Raw genomic sequence first — 16,439 nt, 5'->3', positions numbered from 1 at the left:
CGAGGAAACATGGCAACCGCAAGCTCATCACAAGCGAACTCCGCGGACAAGGTCACCGGCCCGGTACGGGTGGTGATGCCCGACCAGGCCGGCAGCTTCCAGGTCAGCGCCACCCGCGCCGCCGTTCAGCACGTCCAGGTGGTGGACGTGGACATGGTGCTGCACATGGCCGACGGCACCAAGGTGGTGCTGGCCGGTGGCGCCATCGAGGCGATGGACGACAAGTCCAAGGTCAAGTTTGCCGATACCAGCGCCGATACCGGCAAGCTGCTCGATTCGGTGGGCAAGATCGCGCTCAAGCCCAATGACCAGTCGCGCATCCTCAATTCCGACCCGGTGGCGGTCCCACCCAATGTGACACCGGCCCAGCAGGTGACGGTGGACCGCAACGCGGCCAGCATCGGCAACGATGGCGGCAGCCAGTTTTCCCAGATCATCAGCGAAAATTCGGCCTCGCTCACCACCAGCAGCAACGGCACCAGCAAGGCCGGTGGTTCGGCCGGTGCAGTGGTGGGGGGCGACACCACCCACACCACGGTGGGCGCCACCGCGGCGGCGTCGCAGAACCTGACGGCCAATACGCCACCGGTGTTCTCGCCGCCAGCCAATCCCAGTTCCAACGATGCGCCGGTCAAGCCTTCCGAACCGCAGGTGCCACCCGAGCGGCCCGGCTCGATTCCCTCGCCGCCGATTCAGGTCGACCCCTCGCAGCCGGCCATGGCCATCAAGCTGGTCAACCTGGCCACCATCACCCAGACCGGCGACGTCCTCTACGGTAGCGGCGGCATTCCGCAATCGGCCACGGATGCCGGCCTGCCGTTGCAGTTCAGCACCCAGGTGATCAACGCCGGCAATGATGTGCGCACCATCTATGCCGCCGGCAACAATGCCGGCACCTTCATCAAGGTGTTCGATGTCACCATCACCGGCAATGGCAATGTGGTGTCGGTGATCGTCTCGGGTGTGCCGGCCAACATGTCCATCGTCAACGCCACCGATCTCGGTGGCGGTCGCTACGAGATGACGGTGGCGGCCGGCCAGACCGATTTCCCGATGCAGTTGCAGTACAACACGGTCGAGGCCAATGCCTCCTCGCCGGTGCATCAGGCCTTCGATCTCACCTTCACCACCACGGTCTCGACCTCGCGCGGCCCGCAGACCCTGGTCGATGTGCGCCACGTCGCCGTCAAGGATGCCACCGTCTATGGCGACCTGAGCTACCTCGATCCGGCCACCGGCGATCCGGTGCTGGTGTTGCCGGCCCAGGGCGCACCGCACGAGGTACATGCCGGCAACGGTGGCGTGACCATCTACGGCAGCAATGCCAATGACCTGCTCTATGGCGGCAGCGGCAACGACATCATCTACGGTGGCAGTGGCAATACCTTCTTCCAGGGCGGTGCTGGCGCAGACCAGCTGGTGGGCGGCGTCAACAGCACCGGTACCAACGTCAACACGGCCAGCTACGCCGGCTCCAGCGCCGGCGTGACGGTCAATCTGGTGACCGGCCTGGGCAGTGGCGGCGATGCCCAGGGCGACCAGCTTTCCAACATCCAGAACCTGCGCGGCAGTGCCTTCGACGATACCTTCGTCGCCAACGCCGTGGTCAACCGCCTGGATGGCGGCAGTGGCGGTTCCGATACGGTGTCCTACGTGTCTTCGAACGCGGCCGTGACGGTCAACCTGATCACCGGCACCGGCGCGGGCGGTTATGCGCAGGGCGACACCTATACCCATATCCAGAACGCCATCGGCAGCGACTACAACGATCTCTTCGTGGCCAGCAGCGATGCCAACCGCTTCGACGGCGGCCTGGGCTCGAACACCGTCTCCTACGCCAATTCCAATGCCGGCGTGAACGTCAACCTGCAGAGTGGCCTGGGGAGCGGCGGCGCAGCGGCGGGCGACAGCTACATACGCATCCAGAACGTCATCGGCAGCGCCTATGACGATACCTTCGTGGGCAACGTGGACGTCAATACCTTCGATGGCGGCACTGGCGGCAATGACACAGTCAGCTATGCCGGCTCCACCACCGGCGTGTCGATCAACTTCGTCTCCGGTCGCGGTACCGGCGGCTATGCCGAGGGTGATAGCTACAACCACATCCAGAATGCCATCGGCTCGGCCTTCGACGACGTCTTCATCGTCGGCGTGGATACGCGCCGCATCGACGGCGGCAGCGGCGGTTCCGATACCCTGAACTTCGGCGCTTCCACCGGCGCGGTCAGCATCAACATGATCACCCAGGCCGGCAGCGGCGGGTATGCGCAGAACATCAGCTTCGCCAACATCCAGAACATCGTCGGCAGCTCGTATTCCGACACCTTCATCGCCAGCGTCGGAGCCAACAATTTCAACGGCGGCCTGGGCGGCTCGGACACGGTGAGCTACGAGTTTTCCACCAGCGCCGTGACGGTCGACCTGACCCACACCGATGGCACCGGCACCTCCGGCGGCTACGCCCAGGGCGACGTGCTGGCGCACATCCAGAACCTGATCGGCAGCGCCTACGACGACATCTTCATCGCCAGTGCCGATGTCAACAATTTCGACGGCCGGGGTGGTTCCAACACGGTCAGCTACATCTATTCGACCGGTGGCGTCACGGTGGACCTGACCAATACCATCGGCACCGGTACCGGCGGCTACTATGCGGCGGGCGACTCCTTCACCAATATCCAGAACCTGATCGGCAGCGTCTACGACGATACCTTCGTCGCCAGTGCCGCGGCCAACAGCTTCGACGGCGGTGGCTCCAACCACAACCGTGTCAGCTATGCCGCCTCCAGCGCCGCCGTAACGGTGGACCTGAACTACACCGATGGCACCGGCACCTCCGGTGGCTATGCCCAGGGCGACAAGCTGGTCAACATCCAGGACCTCACCGGCGGCGCCGGCAATGACCTCTTCGTGGCCAACTTGGCAGCCAACAACTTCGACGGTGGCGCCGGCTCCAACACGGTCAGCTACGCCCGTTCCAACGGCGCCGTGACGGTCGACCTGGTGCAGGGCAGCGGCAGCGGCGGCTATGCCGACAACGACACCTACCTCAACATCCAGAACGTCATCGGCAGCGACTACAACGACCTGTTCATTGCCAACCTGGCGGCCAATGCCTTCGTCGGCGGTGCCGGCAACAATACGGTCAGCTATGCCAAGGCCAGCGATGGCAATGGCGTCACCGTCGACCTGTTCCACGGCACCGGCAGTACCGGCTTTGCCGCAGGTGACACCTATAGCGGCATCCAGAACGTCATCGGCAGCGCCTATGACGATACCTTCATCGCCGACAACAACGTCAATGTCTTCAATGGCGGGCTGGGTTCCAATACGGTCAGCTACGCCTTCTCGACCGGCGCGGTGACGATCAACCTGGTCACCGGTACCGGTAGCGGCGGCTTTGCCGCCGGCGACAGCTATACCGCCATCCAGAACGTGGTGGGTTCCGCCCAGGACGATGTGATCATCGCCAGCGCCGAGGCCAACAGCATCGACGGTGGCAGCAGCACGGCCACCTCCCACAATCGGGTCAGCTATGCCAGCTCGGACGCCGCCGTCACGGTGGACCTGAGCTACACCAACGGCACCGGTACCTCGGGCGGCTACGCGGCCGGCGACAAGCTCTCCAACATCCAGGACCTGACCGGCAGCATCTACGACGATACCTTCGTGGCCAGCCTGGCGGCCAACAACTTCGACGGTGGCGGCGTCTCCCTGCACAACCGCGTCAGCTATGCGCATTCCACCAGCAGCGAAACCATCAACCTGTTTACCGGTGCCGGCAGCGGCACCTATGCCCAGAGCGATACCTATACCAACATCCAGGACGTCACCGGTGGTTCGGGCGACGACCTGATCATCGCCAGCGCCGCCGCGAACAATATCGACGGTGGCGCCAGCACGGCGAGTTCGCATAATCGCGTCAGCTACCAGAATTCCACCGTGTCCGAAACGGTGGACCTGTTCAACGGCGTAGGTACTGGCGGCACTGGCAGCCTGGCCAACGGCGACACCTACACCAACATCCAGGACGTCACCGGCGGCAGCGCCGACGACACCTTTGTCGCCAGCGCCGCAGCCAACAATTTCGACGGTGGCGGCGGTACCCACAACCGTGTGAGCTATGCCAATTCCAGCGTGGACGAGACCGTCAACCTGGTCACCAGCGCCGGCAGCGGCGGCACGGGCAGCCTGGCCAATGGCGATACCTACACCAATATCCAGGACGTCACCGGCGGCAGTGGCAACGACACCTTCTACGGCAATGCCGCGGCCAACCGTCTGGATGGCGGCGGCGGCTTGCACAACCGGGTCAACTACAGCAGTTCCACGGTGTCGGAGACGGTCAACCTGTTCGACGGTACCGGCACGGGCGGCACCGGCAGCCTGGCCAACGGCGATACGTATGCCAACATCCAGGACGTCACCGGTGGCACCGCCGACGATGTCTTCATCGCCAGTGCGGCCGCCAACTTCTTCGATGGCGGCACCGGCTCGCTGCATAACCGGGTGAGCTATACCAATTCCACCGTCGACGAGACCGTCAACCTGGTCACCGGCCAGGGCACGGGCGGCACCGGCAGCCTGGCCAATGGCGATACCTACATCAACATCCAGGACATCACCGGCGGTGGCGGCAACGACACCTTCTACGGCAATACCGCCGCCAACCGCTTCGATGGCGGCGGTGGTAGCCACAACCGGGTCAACTACAGCACCTCGACGGTGGCCGAGACCATCGACCTGTTCGGTGGCACCGGGACCGGCGGTACCGGCAGCCTGTCCAATGGCGATACCTATACCAACATCCAGGACGCCACCGGCGGCACTGCCGACGATGTCTTCATCGCCAGCGCGGCGGCCAACTTCCTCGACGGCGGCACGGGTTCGCTGCACAACCGGGTCAGCTACACCAATTCCACCGTCGACGAAACGGTGAACCTGTTCAATGGCACGGGTAGCGGCGGCACCGGCAGCCTGGCCAATGGCGACACCTATGCCAACATTCAGGATGTCACCGGCGGCAGCGGTAACGACACCTTCGTCGCCAGCGCGGCGGCCAATCGTTTCGATGGTGGTGCCGGTACCCACAACCGGGTGAGCTACACCAACTCCACCGTCGATGAAACGATCGACCTGATCAGCGGACTGGGGAGTGGCGGCACCAACAGCCTGGCCAATGGCGACACCTACACCAACATCCAGGACGCCACCGGCGGCAGCGGCAACGACACTTTCTACGGCAACACCGCCGCCAACAGTTTCGATGGTGGTGGCGGCAGCCACAACCGGGTCAACTACAGCAGTTCCACGGTATCGGAGACGGTCAACCTGTTCAACGGTACCGGCACGGGCGGCACCGGCAGCCTGGCCAACGGCGATACCTACACCAACATCCAGGACGTCACCGGCGGTACTGCCGATGACGTGTTCATCGCCAATGGGCTCGCCAATGCCTTCGATGGTGGCACCGGCTCGCTGCACAACCGGGTGAGCTATGCCAATTCCGCAGTCGACGAGACCGTCAACCTGGTCACCGGCCAGGGCAGTGGCGGCACCAACAGCCTGGCCAACGGCGACACCTACATCAACATCCAGGACATCACCGGCGGTGGTGGCAATGACACCTTCTACGGCAATACTGCCGCCAACAATTTCGATGGCGGTGGCGGTACCCATAACCGGGTCAACTACAGCACCTCGACGGTGGCCGAAACCATCAACCTGTTCAACGGAACCGGTACGGGCGGCACGGGCAGCCTGGCCAATGGCGACACCTACACCAACATCCAGGATGCCACCGGCGGGTCCGCCGATGACGTGTTCGTGGCCAGCGCGGCCGCCAACTTCTTCGATGGCGGTACAGGTTCGCTGCACAATCGGGTGAGCTACGCCAACTCCACCGTCAACGAAACCATCAACCTGCTCAGCGGCAGCGGTTCGGGCGGTACCGGCAGCCTGGCCAATGGCGATACCTATGCCAACATCCAGGACGCCACCGGCGGCAGTGGCAACGACACCATCGTGGCCAACGCGGCCGCCAACTTCCTGGATGGCGGAGCCGGGTCGAACACGGTCAGCTATGCCGGTTCCACCAGCAGCAACAGCGCCACCGGCGTGACGGTCAACCTCACCAGTGGCGTCGGATCGGGCAACTACGCCCAGGGCGACACCTATGCCAACATCCAGAACGTCATCGGCAGCGACTGGGCCGATACCCTGACCGGCTTTTCCACGGTCGGCGTGATGTCGGTACTGACCGGTGGCAAGGGTGCCGACAGCATCACCGCCGACCTCGGCAATCGCGCCTACACCTATGCGTCCTATGCCGGCTCGTCCAGCGGCGTGACCATCGACCTGAAGAACGGGACCGGTACCGGGGGGGATGCCCAGGGCGATACCCTGTTCAACATCGACAACGTCATCGGCAGCAACAACGACGATACCTTCCTGGCCAGCGCTGCAGTCAACATCCTCAATGGCGGCACCGGCGGCTCGGACACCGTCAACTATTCGCTCTCCACCAGCAGCGACGGTACCAACGGCGTGAATGTGGACCTGTCCACGGCCACCGGTACCGGCAGCGGCAACTATGCCGCCGGCGATTCCTACACCAATATCGAGAACGTGGTGGGCAGTGCCTTCAATGACGTGCTCAAGGGGTTCTCCACCCCCGGTACGCGCTCGGTGCTGGAAGGCGGCGCGGGTGCCGACAGCATCACCGCGGTGGTCGGCAACCGGGGTTCGACCTTCGCGTCCTACGCCGGCTCGACGCTGGGCGTGACCATCGACCTGAAGAACGGCACCGGTACCGGTGGCGACGCCCAGGGCGATACCCTGTTCAACATCGACAACGTGATCGGCAGCGCCGCCAACGACCTCTTCAAGGCCAGCACCCAGGCCAACAACTTCGATGGCGGTGCCGGCGTCGATACGGTGAGCTATGAATTCGATACCGGTGGCGTGACGGTGGACCTGACCAATACGCTGGCCGCCAGCGGCCTCTATGCGCTCGGCGACAAGTTCACCAATATCGAAAACCTGATCGGCGGTTCCGGCAACGACACGTTCTATGCCAGCGCCGCCACCAACGCCTTCGACGGTGGCGCCGGCAACAATACGGTCAACTATGCGCGTTCCGGCGGAGTGGGCGTGACGGTGGACCTGTTCCACGGCACGGGTGCCAATGGCTATGCTGCCAACGACACCTACGTCAACATCCAGAATGTCACCGGCAGCGCCGGCGACGATATCTTCTATGCCAGCGGTGTGGCCAATGTCTTCAATGGTGGGGCCGGCGGCAGCGATACCGTCAGCTACCTGTATTCCACCAGCGGCGCGATCAATGCCAGCTTGGTGAGCGGCGGCAGCAGCGGCGATGCCAACGGGGACAGCTATGTCGGCATCGCCAACCTGGAAGGCAGCAGCAGCGTCAACAGCACCCTTACCGGCAACAGCGGTGCCAATACCCTGACCGCGCGCGGCAACGGCACCACCAACGTCCTCTCGGGCGGTGGCGCCAGTTCCGGTACCGATATCTTCAACGTGGTCGAGGGCGGGCACAATTCGGTGACGGTGGGCAGCGGCACGAACCTGATCAATGTCAGCGCCGGCCTGGGCAGTACCGCCGGCGCGCAGAGCGACATGGTCAACAAGAACACCGGCACCTCCAACATCGATTCCATCAATGGCGTGGCCGGGGTGACGACGCTGCATTTCGCCGACCTGGGCAATACCCTGAACCTGAGCAATTTCTCCAGCAAGGTCAGCGGTATCACCACCCTCGATGTCAGCGCCGGCAATGGCACCAACATCATCATCACGGCCCAGGACGTGATCAACATGGGCATGGTCAGCGGTGCCACCTCGCACCTGTTGACGGTGAAGATGAGCTCCAGTGAAAGCTTGCAGATCATGGCCAATGGTTCGGACCATTACGTCTACTTCCCCGGTACCACCGACTATGCCTTCTACAATGCCAGCAACCAGGAAGTGGCGCGCATCCACCTGACCACCTGACCTACCGGTGGTCAGGTCGGCCAGGGTGGGCGAGGGGGCTCAGCGCGCCATCGCCTTTTCCAGGAAGCGCCAGATGCCGGGGTCGGACATGCTGGCCACGTTGATGCGCATGCGCGTGGAGGGCAGCTGCGCAGGCGAGAACAGGCTGCCCGGTGCCAGCAGGAAGCCCTGTTCCATCGCCTCCTCGGTCATGACATTGGTGTCGCGCCCGGTATCGACCCACAGGAACATCCCGCAGGGCGGCGGATCACCGATCTCCATGCCCATGCGTTCCAGCTGGCGCATCACCTTGTCGCGCGCGCCATTGAGCCGCGCCCGCAGCCGTTCGGCATGCTTGCGGTAATGCCCCTCCGAGAGCACCTTGTAGGCCACGCGTTCGCCGATCTCGCCGGTGGTGAGGGTCGAGAGCAGCTTGCGGTCGGCCAGGCTGCGCGCCAGTTCGGTCGAGGTGGCGATGAAGCCCACCCGCAGGTTGGCCGACAAGGTCTTGGAAAAACCGCCCAGGTAGATCACCCGCTGCAGCTGGTCCAGCGCGGCGATGCGGGTCGCCGGCTGTACCGCTGAACCGGGATGCATGTCGCAGTAGATGTCATCCTCGACGATGATGAAATCGTGTTCCTCGGCGATGCGCAGAACCTGGAAGGCCTTGGCCGCCGACAGCGAGGTCGAGGTCGGGTTGTGCAGCACCGAATTGATCACGTACAGCTTGGGCTTGTGGATCGCCGCCAGCTCGCGCAGGCGCGCGATGTCGGGGCCGTCGCCCAGCCGCGGGATGCCCACGATCTTGGCGCCCAGTGCAGCAAAGGAGCCGAACATCAGGAACCAGGCCGGATCATCGACGAAGATCACATCGCCCGGGCGCAGGAAATGCCGCGCCACCGTGTCCAGGCCCTGGGTCACGCCCGTGGTCATCACGATCTGGTCGGGGGCGGCGGCGATTTCCAGCTCGGCCAGCTTCAACTGCAACTGCTGGCGCAGCGGCAGGAAACCCAGCGGCGTGCCATAGCCCAGCAGCAGGGAAGGGTTGTCGCGGCTGACGGCACGCAGGGCGTTGGCGATCAGTTCGCCATCCAGCCAGTCCGGTGGCAGCAGGCCGCCGCCGGGCATCTTGTGCGGCGGCATCTGGCGGAACATGTTGCGTACCAACCAGACCACATCCAGCCCGCGCCCGGCCTCGGCCACGGCTTCGGCCTGGGCAGCGGTGTTGCCATAGCCGCCACCCAGGGGTGAGCGTTCCTTGACGTAGAAGCCGGAGCCCCGGCGCGATTCCAGATAGCCCTGGGCCACCAGGCGGTCATAGGCCTCCACCACGGTAAAGCGCGAAATCTCGTTGCCATCGGCAAACTGCCGGATCGAGGGCATGCGCACGCCGCTGCGCAAGAGCTTGTCATCAATGCGGGCGCGGATGCCACGCACAATCTGGTCCACCAGCGATTCGCCACTCTCGCGCAACAGCAGCGGCCAGCCGGGGAGGGCGCTGTCGCTCTGAGGCATATCGGGTCTGACGCTGCGCAATTGCTTGACTGTATTGGTCATTTTGCCGTGACAATGTTTGGGATTATTTGGAAAAGTGTACAGGTACTGTATCGGTATTGTCGGCTAGGATGGCTTCCAATACAAGAGCAAGCGTATCGCCGGGACAAGCAAGCCAATCCGGGCCACTTCGGTCCACCGGATCCACCCTAGCTACCCTGGCCTTGTCGCCAGCAACCTGCATTCCGATAGGAGAACCGTCATGACCCAAGCCACTTCCGCCGTCCACCGCCTGTTGCCCAGCCTGATGGAGATCGAACAGGCCGCCGGTATCGTCTATGCCGGCATGGCACCCACCGCGCAACTGTGCTGGCCGCTGCTGAACCAGGCACTGGGTGCCGAAGTCTGGGTCAAGCACGAGAACCATGCCCCCACGGGCGCTTTCAAGGTGCGCGGTGGCATGGTCTATCTGCATCACCTGGCCCGGCAACAACCGCAACTGTCCGGCGTGATTTCGGCCACCCGGGGCAATCACGGCCAGTCGGTGGGGCTGTCGGCGCGCCGCTTCGGCATTCCTGCCACCATCGTCGTGCCCGAAGGCAACAGCCGCGAAAAGAATGCCGCCATGCGTGCGCTTGGCGTGGATCTGATCGAACATGGCCGCGAATTCCAGGACAGCCGCGAACACGCCCAGCAACTGGCGCAACAGCAGCAATTGCACATGATCCCGTCCTTCCACCGCGACCTGGTGGCCGGCGTCTCGACCTACTGGATGGAACTGTTTGCCGCCCAGCCCGAACTGGACCTGGTGCTGGTCCCCATCGGCCAGGGTTCCGGCATGTGCGGCGCGGTAGCGGCGCGCAATGCACTGGGCCTGAAGACCCGCATCATCGGTGTGGTATCCGCCCACGCGCTGGCCTACAAGCTGTCCTTCGAGGCCGGCCGCAAGATCGAGGCGCCGGTCAGTACCTGTATCGCCGATGGCGTCGCCTGTCGCGTCCCCGATCAGGCCTCGCTGGACGTGATGCTGTCCGAAGTGGACGAGGTCGTGGCCGTCACCGACGATGAAGTCATGGACGCCATGAAGTTGGCCTTCATTGCCACCCACAATGTGGCCGAAGGAGCGGGTGCCTGCGCCCTGGCAGCGGCCTTGCAGCTGCGCGCGCGGCTGCGCGGCAAGAAGATCGGCATCACGCTCTCCGGCGGCAACGTCGATCATGACGTCTTCGCCCGCGTGCTGGCCCGCGACAGTGCCGTGGCCGATGCCCTGCTGGCCCCGGCGCGGGTGGTGTCGCTGCTGCAGGGGCATGCGCAAGCCCCGCACGAAGGCCAGCTGGCGCAGCGGAGGTCGGCATGATCGAGGCTTTGCTACCACTGATGTCGTTCGCCTTTGTCTCTTCGATCACGCCGGGACCCAACAACATCATGCTGACCTCCTCGGGGATCTGGTTCGGCTTTCGTCGCTCGGTGCCGCACATGCTGGGCATCACCTTCGGCTTCGGCGTCCTGCTGGCGGTATGCGCCTTCGGTATAGGCGAGCTGGTGGTGGCGTTGCCGCAGGTGGTGCTGCTGCTCAAGGCGGCTGGCTGCGCCTATCTGTTGTACCTGGCCTGGCAATTGCGCCGCATGGGCGTGGCCGGCACGGGGGAGCGGGCGCTGCAGCCGATGTCCTTCGGCGCGGCGGCGATGTTCCAGTTCGCCAATCCCAAGGCCTGGGTGATGGCCATCACCGGTGCCTCGGCCTTCATGCCGTTGCTGCATAAGCATGCCGGATGGCTGGCAATCCTGATCTACTGCCTGGTGTTCTGCGCCATCAACCTGCCTTGCGTGTCGGTCTGGGCCGGTGCCGGAGCGGTATTGCGGCGCTATCTGGAACGCCCGCTGTGGCGCATCGGCTTTGCCGCGACCATGGTGGTGTTGACCCTGTATTCGGCGCTGGCGATCTGGCTGTAATGCGGCGCCAGGCCGCGGCTGCCAGGGTTGTCAGGGCCGTCGGGGACGGGCAGGGCGCGGGTAAATCTTTTATATCAATAAGACAGCAGCGTACGCAGACAGGGGCATTTCATGCAGACAGGCAGCAAATCCGTTCTGGGTAGTCCATCGACCGGGGTACCGGCACGCCACGAAAGTCGTGGCATGTGGCTGGGCCTGATCGGGGTGGCGATCTTCAGCCTTACGCTGCCCTTTACCCGCATTGCCGTGGCCGAACTCAATCCGGCCTTCGTCGCCTTCGGCCGGGCGGTGGTGGCCGGCGTATGCGCGCTGGTGTTGCTGGTCTGGATCAAGGCACCGCGCCCCACGGCCAGCCAACTGCGCGCCCTGGTGATCACGGCACTGGGCGTGGTGGTGGGTTTTCCGCTGTTTTCCTCGATCGCCATGCGCTATGTGCCGGCTGCGCACGGCGCCGTGGTGGTCGGGCTGCTGCCGCTGGCGACTGCGCTGTTCGGGGCGCTGCGTTTCGGCGAGCGACCCTCGGCCGGCTTCTGGCTGGCCGCGCTGGTGGGCTCGGGCATCGTGATCGGGTTTGCCTTGCACGAAGGCGGTGGCAGTTTCCACCTGGCCGACTTTGCCCTCTTTGCGGCCGTGATCGCGGCGGCCATGGGCTATGCCGAAGGCGGCCGGCTGGCACAGACCATGGGTGGCCAGAACGTGATCGCCTGGGCGCTGGTGGTGGCCTTGCCGGTGATGCTGCCGGTGTCGCTGTGGCTGGGCTGGCAATATGGCGTCACCGCCTCGGCACCGGCCTGGCTGGCGTTTGCCTACGTGTCGCTGTTCTCGATGTTCATCGGCTTTTTCTTCTGGTACAAGGGCCTGGCCCTGGGCGGCATTGCCCGTGTCGGTCAGGTGCAATTGTTGCAACCTTTCATGAGCCTGCTGGGGGCCGCGGTGATCGCCAATGAAGCCCTGGATGCGAGCAACATGCTCTTTGCGCTGGCGGTGATCGTGGTGGTGGCCATCGGCAGGCGCATGGCCGTGCGCCGCTGAAGGGCGTCGCAGGCGCGGCTGTGGCCGTGTTGCGAGCCGAAATAGTTCAGACTGTACCGGGCTAAAACCTCGGAATTTTGAGATAATCGTCGACTTATTTTTCTTAACGCGCAGCGCCTGCGGCCTCAGCCGCGCGGGCGCTGTCCAACAGGGAGTACCGCATGTCCGTCTATGAAAAGCTGAAAGCATTGAACATCGAACTGCCCGCCGTGGCCGCCCCGGCAGCAGCCTATGTGATGTATGCACAAACCGGCAATACCGTCTTCCTCTCCGGCCACCTGGCCAAGAAGGATGGCAAGGTATGGGTCGGCCAGCTGGGACGCGACATCGGTACCGACGACGCCAAGCTGGCCGCGCGTGGCGTGGCCATCGACCTGATCGCCACCCTGCAGGCGGCCTGTGGCGGCGACCTGACCCGCGTCAAGCGCATCGTCAAGCTGATGAGCCTGGTCAACTCCACCGGCGAATTCACCGAACACCACCTGGTGACCAACGGCGCTTCGGAACTGATCGGCGAAGTCTTCGGCGAGACCGGCAAGCATGCCCGTTCCGCCTTCGGCGTAGCGCAATTGCCCATGGGCGCTTGCGTCGAGATCGAGATGATCGCCGAGATCGCCTGATCGATCGAAACTGTCGAATTGCCGACCAGCACGGCCGCAGCATCCGCAGAGGCGCGCGGCCTGATTCATCCCGAATCACCCTGAACCACACAGACACAGAACACGGTACCGTATGAAACTCGAAAATCCAGCAGCACTGCAATGGCAGTTTTCCCAGCGCGCCGAAGCCATGAAGAGCTCGGCCATCCGCGAAATCCTGAAGGTGACCATGCGTCCCGACATCACCTCCTTCGCCGGCGGCCTGCCCTCGCCGCTGACCTTCCCGGTGGAACACATGAAGGCTGCCTTCGACCGCGTGCTCACGCAACAGGGCAAGACCGCCCTGCAATACGGCCCCACCGACGGCTACCTGCCGCTGCGTGAATGGATCGCCGCTTCGCTGTCTTCCGACGGAGCCCAGATCACGCCTGACCAGGTGCTGATGGTGTCCGGTTCGCAGCAAGGCCTGGATTTGCTGGGCAAGGTGCTCATCGACGAAGGCAGCAAGGTGCTGGTCGAGACCCCCAGCTACCTGGGCGCACTGCAAGCCTTCGCGCTGTATGGTGCCCAGTTCGAATCGGTCCCCAGCGACGAATTCGGCCTGCAGCCCGAGACCATCGAAGCCATCGCCGGTGGCGCGCGCATGCTGTATTCGCTGCCCAACTTCCAGAACCCGACCGGCCGCACCCTCCCCACCGAGCGTCGCATCAAGCTGGTGGAAACCTGTGCCCGCCTGGGTCTGCCGCTGATCGAGGATGATCCGTACGGCGCCCTGAGCTATCGCAACGCACCGCTGCCCAAGATGCTGTCGATGAACCCAGCCGGCGTGATCTACATGGGTTCCTTCTCCAAGGTCTTGACCCCCGGCATCCGCCTGGGCTACGTGGTCGCGCCGCGTCCGCTGATCCTGAAGATGGAACAGGCCAAGCAGGCCACCGACCTGCACACTGCGCAACTGACGCAGATGGTGGTGTACGAGGCCATCAAGGACGGCTTCCTGGACCAGCACGTGCCGACCATCCGCCAGCTTTATGGCGACCAGTGCCAGGCCATGCTGGACGCGCTGCAGCAGTACTTCCCGGCCAGCTGCTCCTGGAGCAAGCCGGAAGGCGGCATGTTCATCTGGGTCACGCTGCCCGAGCACCTCGACGCCGGCGCGCTGTTGAACGAAGCGGTCGAACAGGAGAAGGTCGCCTTCGTTCCGGGCGCGCCGTTCTATGCCAACGTGCCGCAGAAGAACACCCTGCGCCTGTCCTTCGTGACCGTGCCGCCGGAACAGATCCGCGCCGGCGTGGAGCGCCTGGGCAAGCTGATCGCTTCCAAGCTGTAAGCAGGCAGGGCGGGCGCGCATGAAGATCTCCGACCTGCCCTTCGGCACCACCGACTGGAGCCAGATCGCGGCCACCGAGCATCCCGGCGTCACCGGCACGGCCTGGTGGCGCACCTGCCGCTTCGGCGACCTGCGGGTGCGCATGGTCGAGTACACCGCCGGCTACCTGGCCGATCACTGGTGTGTGAAGGGGCATATCCTGCTCTGTCTGGAGGGTGAACTGCACACTGAGCTGGAAGACGGACGCAGCTTCGTACTCAAGCCTGGCATGAGTTACCAGGTCGCCGATGATGCGGAACCGCATCGCTCGTCCACCTCGGTCGGGGCGAAGTTGTTCATCGTGGACTAGCCGTTCCCAGCGTATCGTTGTGCATCCAGATGCCCGCCCTTGAAACAGGGCGGGCATTTTTCATCTGAAGGGCTTAGCGCGCAAGCTTCAGCGTCTCGCCATGCTTGAGCGTGACGAACTGCTCCGGCGGCAGATTGGCCTGCTGCATGGCCCTGGCCAGCGCCTGCGGTGGTTCGTCCAGCGGCTCATCGGCCAGTTCAAAGGTCCCCCAGTGGATACCGATGGAGCGTGCGGCGTGCACGTCGCGGTGGATCTGCACAGCCTGTGCCGGGTCCACGTGCTGGCCCTGCATGAACCAGCGCGGCGCGTAGGCGCCGATGGGGATCAGCGCCAGGTCGACATGAGGGAAGCGTGCGCCGATGTCCTGGAAGTCCTTCGAATATCCGGTGTCACCGGCGAAATACACCGTGAACGGTGCTCCGCGGTCAGTCTGGGACGGCGCGGCGGCCTGCAGCACCCAGCCACCCCATAGCGTCTCGGAACGGTCGAACAGGCTGCGCGCCGACCAATGGGTCGCGGGTACGAACGTGATGTCCAGCTTGTCCAGGGACGTCTTGTCCCACCAGTCCATTTCCCGCACGTTGTCGATGCCCAGCGCCATGAACCAGTCGCGCAATCCCAGCGGCACCAGGAACAGTGGCGGGCCACCAGCCTGCCGGTTCAACTGTTCCACGCTGGCGCGGTCCAGATGGTCGTAGTGGTTGTGCGAAATCACCACCAGGTCGATATGCGGCAGATCGGCAATCTGCACCGGCAGTGGCACCTTGCGACGCGGTCCGACGAAGGTAAAGGGCGAAGCGCGCTCCGAAAACATGGGGTCGGTCAGCACATTCTTGCCACCCAGCTGCAGCAGCGCCGTGGCATGGCCGATCCAGGTCACGCTGGGCATGTCGTGGTTGGCCTTGAGCCAGGCCAGGTCTGGTTTGAGTACCGGGAAGCGGTAGTCGTTGGCGGGCGGCTTGGGCAGGCCCTGGGTCAGGCGTTCCCATTGCCACTTCAAGACGGAGGCACGCTCCGGCTGCGGGTAGTTGTTGCGAAAACCGGTCTCGGTGCGGTTGGACTTGGCGGGGTCGTAGTACTTGCTCGACGAGGAGCAGGCCGTCAACCCCGCCGCCAGCAGCAGGGCGGCAGTACAGCTGAAGAGGCGGCGCAGAAACGGATGGCGGCAGGATGTCGCAGGTGGCATGTGAGAGGCGCGATGGCTGGGAGGAACGACATCCTAGCAGCAGCCGGCGCGGCGCGCAGGGGACGCGCATGTCTTGCGGCCCCATTGCAAAGTGCGCTGTCTCAGAGCACGTACTGCGCCAGCTCGCGTCCGAAGGACCAGTTGCCCTTGTCACCTTCAAGCAGGTGGATCAGCACGTCGTCAGGGCGGATGCCGGGATTGACCTGCAAGCGCTCGACGATGCGGGCAAAGAGCGCATTCTTCTGCGCCTGGTTGCGGGTGTTGCTGACCGACAGCTGGATGACCACGAAGTCGTCCGAACGCTCCATCCCCATGTAGTGGCGGTCGAAGATCAGATCCTCGGGCTCGTGCTGGCTCACGATCATGAAGAGATCGTCCTTGGGGACGTTGAAACTCTCGTGCATGGCCTGGTAGACGTTGTCGACGATGGCATCACGGTAGGCGCGGGGCTTGCCGCGCAGCAGGGAAAGGCGGACCAGGGGCATGGTGTTCTCC

At 64.2% G+C, this 16,439-nt stretch carries 10 protein-coding genes; 7 read left to right on the top strand and 3 right to left on the bottom strand.

Translation table 11 applies throughout. From position 1 onward, the window contains the following. Positions 1-9 precede the first annotated feature (9 nt). Positions 10-8,022, top strand: coding sequence for a beta strand repeat-containing protein (locus HWE04_RS19625; RefSeq protein WP_241813452.1), 8,013 nt, complete (start codon positions 10-12; stop codon positions 8,020-8,022). A gap of 39 nt (positions 8,023-8,061) precedes the next feature. On the opposite strand, the gene HWE04_RS19620 is transcribed toward HWE04_RS19625, so the two are convergent. Further along, on the bottom strand, positions 8,062-9,558 hold the full coding sequence (locus HWE04_RS19620) for an aminotransferase-like domain-containing protein (RefSeq protein ID WP_241813451.1): 1,497 nt from the start codon (positions 9,556-9,558) through the stop codon (positions 8,062-8,064). Positions 9,559-9,757: 199 nt separating this feature from the next. On the opposite strand from HWE04_RS19620, the gene HWE04_RS19615 reads away from it, so the two are divergent. The 6 genes from HWE04_RS19615 to HWE04_RS19590 all read left to right on the top strand — a co-directional run bounded on the left by HWE04_RS19615 (position 9,758) and on the right by HWE04_RS19590 (position 14,758). After that, entirely contained in the window at positions 9,758-10,852 is a 1,095-nt protein-coding gene (locus tag HWE04_RS19615; RefSeq protein ID WP_241813450.1) for a threonine dehydratase, read from the top strand. Beyond that, a complete protein-coding gene (locus tag HWE04_RS19610) occupies positions 10,849-11,448 on the top strand; it encodes a LysE family translocator (protein ID WP_006465300.1) in 600 nt (199 codons plus the stop codon). The genes HWE04_RS19615 and HWE04_RS19610 overlap by 4 nt, the downstream gene beginning before the upstream one ends. 111 nt (positions 11,449-11,559) lie before the next feature. Then, positions 11,560-12,480: a DMT family transporter gene (locus HWE04_RS19605; RefSeq protein WP_039876989.1), complete on the top strand. Its 921-nt coding sequence runs from the start codon at positions 11,560-11,562 to the stop codon at positions 12,478-12,480. Positions 12,481-12,641: 161 nt separating this feature from the next. After that, positions 12,642-13,100 (top strand): RidA family protein, encoded by a 459-nt coding sequence (locus HWE04_RS19600; RefSeq protein WP_077238480.1) that lies wholly within the window; start codon positions 12,642-12,644, stop codon positions 13,098-13,100. Positions 13,101-13,212: 112 nt separating this feature from the next. Then, positions 13,213-14,409 (top strand): aminotransferase-like domain-containing protein, encoded by a 1,197-nt coding sequence (locus HWE04_RS19595; protein ID WP_006465297.1) that lies wholly within the window; start codon positions 13,213-13,215, stop codon positions 14,407-14,409. A 19-nt stretch (positions 14,410-14,428) separates the two neighbouring features. Beyond that, entirely contained in the window at positions 14,429-14,758 is a 330-nt protein-coding gene (locus HWE04_RS19590; protein ID WP_006465296.1) for a DHCW motif cupin fold protein, read from the top strand. A gap of 73 nt (positions 14,759-14,831) precedes the next feature. On the opposite strand, the gene HWE04_RS19585 is transcribed toward HWE04_RS19590, so the two are convergent. Both HWE04_RS19585 and HWE04_RS19580 read right to left on the bottom strand, forming a co-directional pair. Continuing rightward, positions 14,832-15,944 carry an MBL fold metallo-hydrolase gene (locus HWE04_RS19585; protein ID WP_241813449.1) on the bottom strand — a complete coding sequence of 371 codons (1,113 nt, stop codon included), beginning with the start codon at positions 15,942-15,944 and terminating at the stop codon, positions 14,832-14,834. A 101-nt stretch (positions 15,945-16,045) separates the two neighbouring features. Then, complete coding sequence (locus tag HWE04_RS19580) at positions 16,046-16,429, bottom strand: tautomerase family protein (protein WP_241813448.1); 384 nt, start codon at positions 16,427-16,429, stop codon at positions 16,046-16,048. Between the last annotated feature and the right edge of the window lie 10 nt (positions 16,430-16,439).

Origin of the sequence: Herbaspirillum sp. C7C2 (assembly GCF_022627865.1) — a bacterium.
Classification (GTDB): domain Bacteria; phylum Pseudomonadota; class Gammaproteobacteria; order Burkholderiales; family Burkholderiaceae_D; genus Herbaspirillum; species Herbaspirillum frisingense.
Note: the sequence above shows the minus strand (reverse complement) of the source record. Positions and strands in the feature narration are given on the sequence as shown.

What these genes read in the sequence shown, in the direction of transcription:
- HWE04_RS19610 (WP_006465300.1), top strand. Translation starts at nt 10,849, where the DNA reads ATGATCGAGGCTTTGCTACCACTGATGTCGTTCGCCTTTGTCTCTTCG.
- HWE04_RS19605 (WP_039876989.1), top strand. Translation starts at nt 11,560, where the DNA reads ATGCAGACAGGCAGCAAATCCGTTCTGGGTAGTCCATCGACCGGGGTA.
- HWE04_RS19595 (WP_006465297.1), top strand. Translation starts at nt 13,213, where the DNA reads ATGAAACTCGAAAATCCAGCAGCACTGCAATGGCAGTTTTCCCAGCGC.
- HWE04_RS19590 (WP_006465296.1), top strand. Translation starts at nt 14,429, where the DNA reads ATGAAGATCTCCGACCTGCCCTTCGGCACCACCGACTGGAGCCAGATC.
- HWE04_RS19625 (WP_241813452.1), top strand. Translation starts at nt 10, where the DNA reads ATGGCAACCGCAAGCTCATCACAAGCGAACTCCGCGGACAAGGTCACC.
- HWE04_RS19620 (WP_241813451.1), bottom strand. Translation starts at nt 9,558, where the DNA reads ATGACCAATACAGTCAAGCAATTGCGCAGCGTCAGACCCGATATGCCT.
- HWE04_RS19615 (WP_241813450.1), top strand. Translation starts at nt 9,758, where the DNA reads ATGACCCAAGCCACTTCCGCCGTCCACCGCCTGTTGCCCAGCCTGATG.
- HWE04_RS19600 (WP_077238480.1), top strand. Translation starts at nt 12,642, where the DNA reads ATGTCCGTCTATGAAAAGCTGAAAGCATTGAACATCGAACTGCCCGCC.
- HWE04_RS19585 (WP_241813449.1), bottom strand. Translation starts at nt 15,944, where the DNA reads ATGCCACCTGCGACATCCTGCCGCCATCCGTTTCTGCGCCGCCTCTTC.
- HWE04_RS19580 (WP_241813448.1), bottom strand. Translation starts at nt 16,429, where the DNA reads ATGCCCCTGGTCCGCCTTTCCCTGCTGCGCGGCAAGCCCCGCGCCTAC.